This is a genomic window from Lysobacter silvisoli (assembly GCF_003382365.1).
In the GTDB taxonomy this organism is placed as follows: Bacteria; Pseudomonadota; Gammaproteobacteria; order Xanthomonadales; family Xanthomonadaceae; genus Lysobacter; species Lysobacter silvisoli.
Window position 1 is genome coordinate 1,921,513 of sequence record NZ_QTSU01000001.1, and the last position, 12,409, is coordinate 1,933,921.

At 71.1% G+C, this 12,409-nt stretch carries 9 protein-coding genes and 1 tRNA gene; 5 read left to right on the top strand and 5 right to left on the bottom strand.

From position 1 onward, the window contains the following. Positions 1-190 precede the first annotated feature (190 nt). The 3 genes from DX914_RS08435 to DX914_RS08445 all read right to left on the bottom strand — a co-directional run bounded on the left by DX914_RS08435 (position 191) and on the right by DX914_RS08445 (position 3,653). A complete protein-coding gene (locus tag DX914_RS08435) occupies positions 191-2,590 on the bottom strand; it encodes a serine/threonine-protein kinase (RefSeq protein ID WP_115858545.1) in 2,400 nt (799 codons plus the stop codon). 76 nt (positions 2,591-2,666) lie between these two features. Then, complete coding sequence (locus tag DX914_RS08440) at positions 2,667-3,230, bottom strand: ECF-type sigma factor (RefSeq protein ID WP_115858546.1); 564 nt, start codon at positions 3,228-3,230, stop codon at positions 2,667-2,669. Positions 3,231-3,257: 27 nt separating this feature from the next. Continuing rightward, positions 3,258-3,653 carry a hypothetical protein gene (locus DX914_RS08445; RefSeq protein WP_115858547.1) on the bottom strand — a complete coding sequence of 132 codons (396 nt, stop codon included), beginning with the start codon at positions 3,651-3,653 and terminating at the stop codon, positions 3,258-3,260. A 164-nt stretch (positions 3,654-3,817) separates the two neighbouring features. Between DX914_RS08445 and DX914_RS08450 the strand changes: the two genes are divergently transcribed. Further along, complete coding sequence (locus tag DX914_RS08450) at positions 3,818-4,618, top strand: hypothetical protein (RefSeq protein ID WP_147300634.1); 801 nt, start codon at positions 3,818-3,820, stop codon at positions 4,616-4,618. Between the two features lie 107 nt (positions 4,619-4,725). On the opposite strand, the gene DX914_RS08455 is transcribed toward DX914_RS08450, so the two are convergent. After that, positions 4,726-4,801 (bottom strand) — tRNA-Phe (locus tag DX914_RS08455). 170 nt (positions 4,802-4,971) lie between these two features. Between DX914_RS08455 and DX914_RS08460 the strand changes: the two genes are divergently transcribed. Continuing rightward, positions 4,972-5,445 (top strand): DUF6491 family protein, encoded by a 474-nt coding sequence (locus DX914_RS08460; protein ID WP_115858549.1) that lies wholly within the window; start codon positions 4,972-4,974, stop codon positions 5,443-5,445. A gap of 280 nt (positions 5,446-5,725) precedes the next feature. Here the strand turns inward: DX914_RS08460 and DX914_RS08465 are convergent, their stop codons facing one another. After that, entirely contained in the window at positions 5,726-7,117 is a 1,392-nt protein-coding gene (locus tag DX914_RS08465) for a S8 family serine peptidase (RefSeq protein ID WP_231118182.1), read from the bottom strand. A 224-nt stretch (positions 7,118-7,341) separates the two neighbouring features. Between DX914_RS08465 and DX914_RS08470 the strand changes: the two genes are divergently transcribed. The 3 genes from DX914_RS08470 to DX914_RS08480 are packed head-to-tail and all read left to right on the top strand — an operon-like array spanning position 7,342 to position 12,406. Continuing rightward, positions 7,342-8,172: a DUF6689 family protein gene (locus DX914_RS08470; protein ID WP_115858550.1), complete on the top strand. Its 831-nt coding sequence runs from the start codon at positions 7,342-7,344 to the stop codon at positions 8,170-8,172. 44 nt (positions 8,173-8,216) lie between these two features. Beyond that, on the top strand, positions 8,217-9,095 hold the full coding sequence (locus tag DX914_RS08475; RefSeq protein WP_115858551.1) for an FHA domain-containing protein: 879 nt from the start codon (positions 8,217-8,219) through the stop codon (positions 9,093-9,095). Next, entirely contained in the window at positions 9,092-12,406 is a 3,315-nt protein-coding gene (locus DX914_RS08480; protein WP_115858552.1) for a serine/threonine-protein kinase, read from the top strand. The genes DX914_RS08475 and DX914_RS08480 overlap by 4 nt, the downstream gene beginning before the upstream one ends. Positions 12,407-12,409: the final 3 nt, after the last annotated feature.

Below are 12,409 nucleotides of genomic sequence, written 5' to 3' on the forward strand. Positions count from 1 at the left end.
ATTTTTCGATAGGCCATCCCTGGCCTAGCGAAAAACGGCGCACATCCTGTGCGCCGCCTTCTGGGTCTCACTATTGGAACCGCGAGGGCGGTAACGGCGTTTGAAATCAAAAGCATTCGTGCTTTGCGCTCGCCACTCACCCTAGCCCTCTCCCGCAAGCGGGAGAGGGAATGCATTCGAGGGTGCCGAATTAGCCTGGAGGTTGCTTACGCGTCTGGCATTCGACCATCCATTGCTGGCTGAGGCGGCGATGCCACGGCGTCTGGTTCGGCGTGGCCAGCAGCTGCCGCACCGCCTCGGCCAGCTCGCTACGGCGATCGGCGGTCTCGCAGCGCGCGCGCTCCAGCGCGACTCGTTCGAAACGCGGCTGCGATTCGACGATGGCTTCGTCGGCGCGCTGGGCGGCGTTGGCTTGCAAGGCGGCGACGGCCTGCGCGGTCTTGCCGCGCTGCAGCCAGGCCACGGCGCGTAGTCCGTCTATATCCAGCAGCTGGCCATGGCCCTCCGCGTTGCGCAATGCCGACAGCCGGCGGGCACGGTCCAGGTCCTGTTCGGCCAGCGCCCACTCGCCGCGCGCCAGGCGTGTTTCGCCGCGCCCGAGCAAGGCCGACACCGACGCCGGGTGTTCTTCGCCGTGGAATTCCAGCGATCGCGCGACCATGCGGTCGTAGCGCTGCAAAGCTTCGTCCAGGCGCTGGGTCTGCAACGCCGCCAGCGCCAGGTTGCGGCCGATCAGCAGCTCTTCGTCCGGATTGCGCGGAGCCAGCTGCTGCACCAGCGTGTCGGCCTTGAGCAGCAGCGGGTAAGCCTTGGCGGCGTCGCCATCGGTGAGCGCGATGCCGCCGCTGTTGACCAGCGCACGCACGTGGTCCTTGCGCGTGGCCGCGCCGCCGGCTTCCAGCAGCGCCAGGCTGCGGTCCAGGTAGGTCCAGCCGCGCGTCTTGTCGCCCAGAGCGAAGTGGCCGATGCCGATGTTGCCCATCAGACGCGCATAGAGCGGATCTTGGGTCGCACCGGCGCGCTCGAGCACCTGCGCGGCTTGTTGGCTGTACTGCAGGAATCGCTGCGGCTCGGCCAGGCCGTAGTGCGCGGTGGCCAGGCCACGCAGGGCATCGGCCAGGGCCGTCGGATCGTCCTGGTCGCGCAGCGCGGCGACTGCGCGCGCGTAGGCGTCGCGCGCCTGCGCGGGCATGCCCAGGTCGGTGTAGACCTGGCCGGAGGCGTGCAGCAGGGCCGCCAGCGCTTGCGGCGACTGCGTCCGGCCTTGTTGGTCCTGCAATTGCTTCATGCCGCGGTCGAGCAGTTCGCGCGCGGTGAGCTCGCCGTTGGCGGCCGCCTTCGGCGTGGCGCTGCGGAACAGGCTGACGAAGTAATCGGCCACGGCCCGCGCTTTTTCGCGCTCGCGTTCGGTGCGCTCCAGCTGGCGGTCCAGGCTGTAGATATGGAACGCGGCGAAGACCATGGCCGCCGCGACGGCGGCGAAGGCGGGCCAGCGCCGGCGCAGCAGCCTGCGCAGTCGATAGCCGCGCTCGTGGCCGCGCGCGCGGATCGGCAAATGCTGGCTCCAGCGCAGCAGATCGTCGGCCAGGGCCTCGGCGCTGGGGTAGCGTTCGCCCGGTTCGACGGCGGTGGCATGGGCGACGATGCATTCCAAGTCGCCGTGCACGCGCGCCGCCAGACGTGCGGTGCTCAACCCCCGCGCGGCGGCGATGTCCGCAGCCGCCGCCGGATCGTCGCGCAGCGAAAGGTTCCATCGCTGGCTCAATCGCAGCGGTACGCCCTCGTTCTGCGCACGCGCGCCGACCAGCAAAGCTTGCAGCAATAAGCCCAACTGATAGACGTCGGTGGCCGTAGTCACCGGCTCGCCGCGGCGCTGCTCCGGCGCCGCCCAGGCCGGCGTCATCGAACGCGTCTGGGTCTGGGTGGGATCGGCTTCGTCGAGCAGCTTGGCGATGCCGAAATCCAGCAACTTCACCTGGTCGCAGGGATCGACCAGCACGTTGGCCGGCTTGATATCGCGATGCACCACCAGATGGCCATGGGCGAACTGCACCGCCTCGCAGACCTGACGGAACAGGGCGACGCGCTGCTCCAGCGTGGCCTTATGGCCGTCGCACCATTGGGTGATCGCCTCGCCGGGGACGTACTCCATCGCGAACCAGGGGTGTCCGTCGGCGGCCAGGCCACCGTCCAGGAGTTGGGCGATGTGCGCATGCTGCAGGCGCGCTAGCACCTTGCGCTCGCGCAGGAAACGCTCGGTCAGCGGCGAGAACCCGCCCCAGATCCGCTTCAAGGCGACCTGACGCTGCCAGGCGCCATCGGCGCGCTCGGCCAGGAACACCTCGCCCATGCCGCCTTGGCCGATGCGGCGCAACAGGCGATAGGGGCCGATCGCCGAACCGGCGGCAGCTTCGGCGCCGGACGTCGCCTCGGCTTCGGCTTCGTCGAGGTGCGACAGCAGTTCGCGCACGCGCTGCGCCAGTTCGGGTTGGGTCGCGCAGACCTCTTCCAACAGCGCATCGCGCCGGTCCGGGGACGTATCCAAAAGTCGGCGCAGCAGCGGCAGTGCCGCGTGGTCGAGACGGTTCATAGGATTGAGCGAGACCTGCCGGAACGGGAAGCGGAGCGCCTATCAGGAATACGGCTTACGGCCCCGAACCCTGACGTCAGGATTCCAGCCGGTCGCGCAGCCACGCCCGCGCCGCGGCCCAGTCGCGATACACCGTGCGCTCGTCCAGGCCCAGCACCCGCGCCACCTCCGGCACGCTCAGGCCGACGAAGTAGCGCAGCTCCACCACTTGCGCCATGCGCGCGTCGAGCTGTTCCAGCGCCGCGAGCGCGGCATCCAGATCGGGCAGCCGCGTCTGCTCCGGGATCGGCAGCTGCAGCGCTTCGGTGAAGTCGTCGCGCCGCCAGGCGCCGCCGTGCTTTTCGCTGGCCGCCTTGCGCGCGCGGTCCACCAGGATCTGGCGCATGATCCGCGCCGCCGCGTTGAACAGATGTGCCGAGTTCTCGAACGCCACGCCGTCCTGCCCCAGCAGGCGCACGAACACGTCGTTGACCAGGGCGGTGGGCTGCAAGGTGTCGTGCCCGCGATGCCCGCGCAACTCGCGCGCGGCGATCGCGCGCAGGTCGGCGTAGACCAGCGGCAACAGCGAGTCCAACGCGGCCGCGTCGCCGTGCCGCCAGCGCTGGATCAGTGTCTGCGGGTCCGTCGCGATATCGGCCATGGGGCCGTCTCCATCGGTGCGTGTGCCTTACTTCGCGCGCAAGCCCCGCGTGGGCAGCGACAGCACGCTGGGATGATCCACGGCCTGACGTATCTGCGCCATCATCGCCTGGCAGATCTGCGCGCGCGAGCCGGCGTCGCCGATGGACTCGTAGTAGCGGTCGGCCTCGTCGTGGCCCGTGCCGAACTCGGCGTCCACGTCCACCTGCTGCCCGGCCGGCAGCGACGCGTTTGCCTGCGCCGCCTCCGCCTCGAACTTGGCCTTATGCCGCGCCAGCAGGGCCTGATCGAAGCCGCAGCGCGTGCCGAACTGGTGGCTCATGCCCGTCGCCCGGGCCATCCCTGTGATGGCCTCGCCCATGCCGCCGTTGGCGGCGAACGCGGGCAGCGAAAACAACAGCAGGGCGAGCGACAGGTGCCTCATGGGGATCCTTCTCCGTGACGGTGTGCGGGCTGGGCAGGAGCCGGAGTGTAATGGAGGTTAGGCGGCGCGAGGCCAGCGCTCGGGACGCTTGCCAAGTCTCCCGCCCCGCGTGGCACTCTGTCCGTGGGGATGGCGCCGCCGCGGCGCCGAGGGAAAACTGCCGAATGCAACCTACGCTGCGCTGCGCCCGTGCCGGGCGCATGGTAGGCCTGAGCCTGTGTTTCGCATTGCTCGCCGCTTGCGGCGGTGGCGGCCCGGCAGGCAACGAGTACGTGCAGTACAAGGGCAAGACCCTGGTCGTCGAGGGCACGCCGTTCGAACGCGAAACGTCGCCGGACCCGCCCGGCACCTACCTTCCGGGCCGCATCGTGATCCAGCCCGACGCCGGGCAGGACGACGACGCCTTGGCCCTGGTCCAACGCTACGGCCTGACCCTGGAAGGCCGCAGCGCGCAAGGCTGGCTGCTGGTCAAGGGGCCGGAAGGTTACGAGATGCAGTGGGCTTCGGCGCTGCAGTCGCAGCTGGGCGGTCGCAGCACCGCGACCCTCGACACCGCGCAGTCGCCCACACCCATCGCCACCGCCGCCAAGCGCGACGACGCGGCGAACACGCCAGAGGACGCGGAGGCGGGCGCGCCCGTGCCCGACCGCGAACCCTCGGCCGCCGACGTGCGCCGTATCGCATTCGATGTTTATGAGCGGCTTGAAGAAGGCGGCGGCTTGCCCGCGACCATGACCGCCACGGGCCAGTCCATGGTGATCCACGCCAAGGTATTCGACGCGCGCAAGGAGTCCTGCCGGCCGCTGCCGCAGGCCAAGCCCGGCGAGTGGGAATGCGAAGCCGAGCTGATGATGGCCCTGTGCACCGGCGACTGCGATCCGTCCGCCGAGGAACCGCTGCCCAAAGGCGAACGCCTGCCCGTGCGCTGGGATGCGAAACAGGCGCGCTACACCTCGGGCTATTGAGTACGCGTGCATTCGCCGCAGGGCCGGCAGCCGTTAAGGCCGGCCCAAAACAAAAAGGGCTCCGCTTTCGCGAAACCCTTCGTACTCATCTGTCGACGCCAATGAAATGGTGGCCGGGGAGGGAATCGAACCCCCGACACGGGGATTTTCAATCCCCTGCTCTACCAACTGAGCTACCCGGCCATTTCACGGGCAGGCCGTGAGAGAGGCGGCATGATACGGAGCCGATCGCGATCTGGCAAGCCGCCTGAACGCTGAATGCCGGTCAGCGGCGCCCGCGCGGTGTGCCTACAGGCGCGCATGATGGTGCCGACGCAACGCAGGGACCTGATTCCCACGCACAAGGAGCCGCCATGAAACGCGTTCTCTATGCCTTATCCGCCGCGCTCGCGCTGTTCGCGATGAGCGCCTGCGCCACCGATCCCAAGCTGCGCGAAGCCGACCGTCTGGCCCTGTACCGCGCCCACGCCGGCGCGCCGGTGCAGGCCTTTCAGTACTACGGCCGCCTCGACGGCTGGACGCCGCTGGGCGATAGCGCGCTGGCGGTCTGGACCCGCCCCAGCCAGGCCTACCTGCTGGAACTGCAGGGCCGCTGCCCGGACCTGGACTTCGCCTCGGCGATCACCGTCAGCAACCAAGCCGGGCGGGTGTATTCGCGCTTCGACAAGGTGATGGTGCTGGGCCACGGCGCCCTGCCCTTCCCCTGCCACATCGGCCAGATCCGCCCGCTGGACGTCAAGGCGATCAAGCAGGCGCAGCGCGACATGCGCTCGGCCGGCAGCATGCCGGCAGCCGAAAGCGGCCAGGCCGAGACCGACAAGAAGTAATCCCCAGGCTTGAAGCAAAAAAACGGCCCGGCGAGCGCCGGGCCAGTCTCGCCTGAGTCGGCGAGGGGGATGCCTTGGGAGCGGATCGCTCCGTTCATTGCTGCCAACGCGGGCGGCGCGCGGCGCCGGCCAACCGGCTGTCGGCTAAAACGGCTGTCGGCGAAAAAATGCGGGCATCCGCTACGACCCGGATGCCCGCCATGGAACCGCCAGGAGAGAGCCCGCAGCGGTGTTGCGAAAGTCCCGCCGACCGTCCGTGGCCGACTGGGACAGGGGACCGTCAGTAGCTCTGGGCCACCTGCGCCGCCTCATAGGCGTCGACATGGCCGCTGCCGACCTCGAAGGCCTGCCGCCCGGCCATGGGATTGGCGGTGGCGGACAGGATCTCCTTGACCTCCATCGGGTTCAGCGAGGGATTGGCCTCCAGCAGCAGGGCGACGATGCCGGCCACGTGCGGCGTGGCCATCGAGGTGCCGCTCATGTGGGTGTAGAACAGGGCCTTGGCGCCCAGGGACGCGTCCTGGCTCGCCGCCAGCAGCGGCAGCGCGCCGGTCAGCGCGCGCGTGGACACGATGTCCACGCCGGTGGCGACCAGGGTGGGCTGGTTCACGTAAGTCCACTGGCTGCCGTCGCCCATGCTGAAGTTGCCGGTCTCGCCCGGGTTGCCGCGCGAGGAGAAGTCGGCCAGGGTGCCGTCCTTGTTGCCCGCGCCCACCGAGATCACCCACGGCGCCTGCGCGTAAGGATTGTGGGTGTTGGCGCCGGGGCCGTCGTTGCCGGCGGCGAACACGCTGACGATGCCGGCCTTGTAGGCGGCGTAGCTGGCCACGTTGACAGGGTCGGCCGGATCGAACGCGCCCGAGCTGCCCCAGGAATTGGAGATCACCCGGATCGGCGAGGCGAAGCTGTTCTTCTTGCTGATCGCATAGTCGTAGCCGCCGACCGCGTCCAGGATCGAGATCACCGCGCCGGAGCCGTAGCCGACCAGGTCGGCGCCGGTGGCCACGCCGCGGTACAGGCCGGCCGACTGCGCGCCGCTGCCGCCGACGGTGCCGGCGCAATGGGTGCCGTGGCCGGAGCTGATGTCGGTGTTGAGCTGGTTTTCCAGCACCGTCACCGGCAGGAAGTTCAGCACCGAATGCAGGTTGGTCAGCGCCTGCACGTTCTGCACCACGCGCACGCCGTACTTGAGATCGGCATGGGTCGCGTCGATGCCCGAGTCGTTGATCATCACGCTCACGCCACGGCCGGTGAACGGCACGGTGCGACCGAAATCGCCGGGATTGGCCTGCACCCGGTTCACGCCCGACAGCTCGCGCGCCTCCTGGTTGTAGTACTCCAGGTTGCGGTTGAGGTAGATCGCGCGCACGTCGCTGCGCTGGGCCAGCGCGCGCACCTGCGAGGGCGTGGCCAGCGCGCCGGCGATGGGCAGGTTGCGCATGCTGATGCCCTTGTTGATGCCCAGCAGCTTGAGCACCTGCAGCTGGCCGCTGCTGACCGGGCCGGACTGGTCGTAGGTCACCACCACTTCCAGCGGCTGCAGCGCCGAGACGGTGTTCAGCACGCTATTGAGGGCGTCGTCGATGCGGGCGCCGGCCAGGGCCATGCCGCTGGCCATCATGCCCGCGGCCAGCGCGGACAGCTTGAGGAAGGTGCGGCGACTGCTGTGCATACGGTGATCTCCAGTAACGGTTGCGGGACTGCGGACCGGCGGACGTGCCGGCGAGCCAAGATGGCGGCGCCCCGCCATCGGCGGCCATCCGGATCAACGCCCAAGCGTCATGGGGGGAATCCCCTAGAGACTTTGCGGGGCACGCGGAGTACGCTCGGCGTATGCCGCTGCCCCCTGCGCGTTCACGGCGGACGCGATCCGGCGACGGCGACGGGGGGTGTGTCATGGCGAACTGGGCGTGGAGCGCGCTGCTGGCGGCAGTGCTGTGGAGCGGCTCGGGCGCGGTAGCGGCGCAGTCGCTGCCGGTGAACGTGACCGTTACCGGCAACGAGGCCAGCGCACACGTGGGACTCGGCGGGCTGACCCTGCTGGACCTGAACCTGGAATTCGAAGACCCACAGGGCCTGACCCCGTCCAGCCTGGGCGTGAGCGCGCAACTGCTGAGCCCGCTCAGTCCGCTGCTGCAGGGCCGCCTGCCCAGCCTGCTGACCAACCTGACCGCGGCCCTGCCGATCCTGGTCACCGTGCAGCCGCCGGCCAACGGCGGCCTGAGTTTCCACGGCACCGGCCGGGTCGAACTGCATACCCATGCCCTGCCCTACGCGCTGGGCAGCTCGCTGCGGCTGTTCAAGGCACCGCTGGGCGGGCCGTTCAAGGACATCACCGACGAGATCGCCCAGGGCAGCGTGCGTGCGCGCGGCACCTACGGCGGCTTCTCGCAGTTCCTGATCCTGATCGACCTGCGCCCGACCAACTGGGTCATCAACGAAAAGATGCAGCGCCTGCGCACCCGCGTGGACCTGCTGCCGGTCGGCGAGCAGGCCGCGTTCGACGACCTGATCGACGACGTGGACGAGGCCCTGGACGACCACGACTACCCGGCCGCGCTGACCGCGATCGACGCCATCCGCAGCCGCGCCGAAACCCGCGCCGGCACCTACATTCCCAACGAGTGGCGCGCCGACCAAAGCACGGCCAACCATGCCGGCGAACTGGTCGCAGGCGCCGCCACCTTGCGCTTCAGCGTGGTCTTCAAGCGCGACTACGGACAGTGATGCGCATCCGCCTCAAGGCCCGGGCCCGCGCTTAAGATGCGCCCATGCCGGCGCGCCTGATCGCCTATCCGCCCGAAGCCGCCGCGATCACCCGCTGGGTGGCCGCGGGCGGCCGCCTGCGCATCGGCCGCGCCGCCGACTGCGACCTGGCGCTGGAGCATTCCTCGGTCTCGCGCAACCACGCCGAACTGCAGCACGACGGCGAGCATTGGCAGCTGCGCGACCTGGGCAGCAAGAACGGCAGCTACGCCGACGGCATCGCCGTGGAGCAGGCGCCGCTGCGGGGGCCGGCGTGGCTGCGCTTCGGCGACGTGCACTGCGACTTCGCCGAATTCACCGACCAGCAAAGCGCGGGCTTGCGCGCGCGCCAGCAGCAGCGCCGCGATTTCTCGCTGGCGCTGACCCGCCGGGTCGAGGCCCAGGCCGATCACGAACGACTGCCCGATGAAGTGCTGCGCGGCGTGGTCGAACTGGCCGACTGCAGCCGCGGCTTCCTGCTGCTGGCCGCCGACGGCGACGACTACGCGGTGCGCGCCAGCGTGCACCTGGACCCCAATCAGCTCGGCGCACGCGTGTTCGGCGGCAGTGTGGGCGCGGTACGGCGCGCGCTGTCCACGCGCGCGCCGGTGGTGGTCAACGAAGTCGCGCGCAGCGACTGGGCGACCGAGCGCGCCTCCATCGTCGACAGCGGCCTGAAAAGCCTGATCTGCCTGCCGCTGCTGGACGGCCCGCGCACCTTGGGCGCGATCTACGCCGATCGGCGCACAGCGGGCGAACCGATCACCCAGTTCGACCTGGAACTGCTCAGCGCCTTCGCCGAGAGCGCGGCGCTGTGGCTGCTCGCGCGCCGCGCGGTGGCCGAACTCGACGATGCGCCGCGCTGGAGCACCCTGGTCGGCGGCCCGGCGCACACCCTGCCATGACCGATTCCAACGCGCCCACCACCACCGGCTTGTATGCGCAGCAGCGGCTGGCGCCGGGCACGGTCCTGGCCGGGCGCTTCCGGATCGAGGCGGTGCTGGGCGTGGGCGGCATGGGCGTGGTCTACCGCGCCACCGATCTCACCTTGGACGTACCGATCGCGCTCAAGCTGCTGCGCCCGGAACTGGCCACGCGCGCCGACGCCTTCGAGCGCTTCCGCCAGGAACTGCTGATGGCGCGGCAGGTGTCCAGCCCGCGCGTGGTGCGCATCCACGACCTCGCCCAGCACGACGGCCAGTGGCTGATCGGCATGGACTATATCGACGGCGAGGCGCTGGACCGCAAGCTAGACCGCGAAGGCCCGCTGCCGATCGAGGATGTCATCCGCATCGCCCGCCAGGTCGCCGAAGGCCTGGCCGCAGCGCACGCGCGCGGCGTCATCCACCGCGACCTCAAGCCGGCCAACGTGCTGGTGGACCGCGCCGGCGACGCCAGCATCACCGACTTCGGCGTGGCCCGCTCGCTGGCCAGCACCGGCCTGACCCAATCCGGCGCCGTGGTCGGCACGCCCGACTATCTCTCGCCCGAACAGGCGCGCGGCGAAACCGTGGACGCGCGCAGCGACCTGTACGCGCTGGGCCTGATCCTCTACGAAATGCTCAGCGGCGCGATCCCGTTCGCCGGCGGCACCGTGCACGAGGTGCTGGCCCAGCGCATGCTGCGCGCACCCGCGCCGGTCGGGGAAAAACGCCCGCAAACGCCGCCCTGGCTCGCGCGCCTGACCGACCGTCTGCTGCGCCCGCAACCGGCGCACCGGCTGCAGAGCGCGCAGCAGGTCATCGCCGTGCTCGACCAGCGCAAGCTGGCGCGCGATTACCGCCCCAGCCGGCGCGCGTGGTGGGCGGTGGCGGCGGTGCTGGCGCTGGCCGTCGCCGGCGGCAACCTGTGGTGGCGCACCCAGCACAACGCGGCCGTGCCTGCCGGCGTGGCGGCGGTGGCGCCGCTGCACCGCCTGCTGGTGCTGCCGGTCGATGCGCCCGACGACGCGGTACCGGTGCAGCGCCGCACCGCCCTGGCCGCGCAACTGCGCAACGCCCTGGCGGCGATACCCGGCTATGCCGTGGTCGATGAAGACCGCAGCCAGCAGGCGCTGCGCCAGCTCGACCCCACCGGCAGCGCGCGCCTGGACGCCGACGCCTTGCGCCGCACCGTCGGCGCCGACCGCATGCTGCACGTGGTGCTGCGCCGCGACGGCAGCGCCTGGATCGCCGATGCCGAACTGCTGGACGCCGCCGGCCGCGCGCACCGCAGCGCCGGCCGCGGCGCCGACCCGCTGGCCGCGTTCGCCGCGCTGCCGGCCGATGCCGGCTTCCGCCGCGACCTGGGCCTGAGCGCCTCGCCGACCCTGCCGCTGCCGCCGCCCAAGGCCCTGGACGCCTACGGCCAGGGCCTGCTCGCGCGCCAGGACAGCGCGCCGGTGGACGCGCTGGCCGCCTTCCGCAGCGCCGCCGATGCGGCGCCGAGCTTCGCCCCGGCCTGGCTGGGCGCGGCCGAATCGGCTCAGGCCATCGGCGACCTGGACGCCGCCTACGACGCGATCGAGCGCGGCCAGCGCGCGCTCGGCGATGCGCCCGCCTCGCTGCGCCGCCGCTACGCCGCCGAACGCGCCCTGCTCGACGGCGACGCCGCCGCGGCGGCCGGCGCCTGGCGCGAACAACTCAAGGCCACGCCCGACGACACCCGCGCCGAACTGGAACTGGGCCGCGCGCTCGGCGCCGGCGGCGACTTCGCCGCCGCGGTCGCGCAGTTGCTGGCGCTGACCGCTCGCGACGCCAACGACCCGCGTGCCTGGTACGAACTGGGCAAGTTCTCGATCCTGCACGGCCAGGCGCGGCGCGCGGTCGACGACTACCTGGTGCGCGCGCTGGTGCTGTATAAGCGCAGCGGCAACCGCTACGGCGAGGCCGAAACCGTCAACGCCCTGGGCATCGGCTACAGCCGCCTGGGCCAGAACGATCACGCCCAGGAGCAGTACCGCAAGGCGGTGGAACTGCGCCGCGCGGTCGGCAACCGCCGCGGCCTGGCCACCAGCCTGCGCAACCTGGGCAACGTGCTGTCGCTGTCGGGCCGCTACGACGAAGCCGCCGCCAGCCTGCAGCAGGCGCGCGAACTGCACCTGGCCCTGGACGACCGCCACGGCCTGGCCGCGGTCGACAACGAACTGGGCCTGCTGGCCGAGGAACGCGGCGACTACACCGCCGCGCTGACCGCGTTCCGCGCCGCCTTGCAGGGCTGGCAGCAGACCGGCGACGAACAAGGCACCGCGCAGGCGCTCAACGACATCGGCTTCGCCCAATACCAGCTCGGCGCCTACGACGACGCCCAGGCCTACCTGCTGCAGTCCTCGGCCGCGTACGAAAAACTCGGCGATCAGACCGGCCGCATCCGCAGCCAGCAGAACCTGGGCCAGCTAGCGACCGCGCGCGGACAGTGGAACGCCGCACGCGAACAACTGCAGCGCACGCTCGGCGATGCCGAACGCGAGCAGATGGTCGAGGAAGCCGCGGTCAGCCGCCGCAACCTGGCCGAACTGGATCTGCTGCAAGGCCGCTACGACCAGGCGCTGGAGCAGTCGGGCAAGGCCGAGGCGCTGTTCCGCCAGCGCCAGGACCCGCGCGGCGTCGCCGACGCCGGCCTGCTGCGCGCGCAAACCTTGTTCGCCGCCGGCGCCGCCGTCCAGGCCGGCAAGGCGCTGGAAGCGCTGGCCCAGTCGGTGGCGCAGGCGCCGCCCGAACAGCGCGGCCTGGACGCGCTGCTGCGCGCCGAACTCGCGCGCCATGGCGGCGACGCCAAGTCCGCCGCGCAGCGGTTGCAGGAAGCGCGGCGCCTGGCCCAGGCCTCGGGCGCGCGGCTGCTGCGCCTGCAAGTGGCGCTGGAAGCCATGCGCCAGGGCCAGCACGAGCCCGACCTGGACGCGCGCACCGCCACCCTGGGCCATGCCGCGCTGCGCCTGGGCTGGGCCGAAACCGCGATCGAACAGGCCCTGGCCGCGCGCCGCTACGACGATGCGGTCAAACGCTACCGCAGCGTGCTGCCGCTGCTGCGCCGCGGCGACTACGCCGGCGCGTTCCGCCTGCACGAACTGGGCGCCAGCGCGCTGGCCCAGGCCGGCGACGCCGGCGCGGCCACCGCCGCGCGCGAGGACGCGCTGGCCGCGCTGCAGCGCGTGCGCGCGCACCTGCCCGACGCGCTGCGCGCGGGCTTCGACGCCTCGCCGCGGATCGCGCGGCTGGACCCGCCACGCCAGCGCTGAGCC

Coding starts and splice junctions, on each gene's coding strand:
- DX914_RS08435 (WP_115858545.1), bottom strand. CDS start 2,590: ATGAACCGTCTCGACCACGCGGCACTGCCGCTGCTGCGCCGACTTTTG.
- DX914_RS08440 (WP_115858546.1), bottom strand. CDS start 3,230: ATGGCCGATATCGCGACGGACCCGCAGACACTGATCCAGCGCTGGCGG.
- DX914_RS08445 (WP_115858547.1), bottom strand. CDS start 3,653: ATGAGGCACCTGTCGCTCGCCCTGCTGTTGTTTTCGCTGCCCGCGTTC.
- DX914_RS08450 (WP_147300634.1), top strand. CDS start 3,818: ATGCAACCTACGCTGCGCTGCGCCCGTGCCGGGCGCATGGTAGGCCTG.
- DX914_RS08460 (WP_115858549.1), top strand. CDS start 4,972: ATGAAACGCGTTCTCTATGCCTTATCCGCCGCGCTCGCGCTGTTCGCG.
- DX914_RS08465 (WP_231118182.1), bottom strand. CDS start 7,117: ATGCACAGCAGTCGCCGCACCTTCCTCAAGCTGTCCGCGCTGGCCGCG.
- DX914_RS08470 (WP_115858550.1), top strand. CDS start 7,342: ATGGCGAACTGGGCGTGGAGCGCGCTGCTGGCGGCAGTGCTGTGGAGC.
- DX914_RS08475 (WP_115858551.1), top strand. CDS start 8,217: ATGCCGGCGCGCCTGATCGCCTATCCGCCCGAAGCCGCCGCGATCACC.
- DX914_RS08480 (WP_115858552.1), top strand. CDS start 9,092: ATGACCGATTCCAACGCGCCCACCACCACCGGCTTGTATGCGCAGCAG.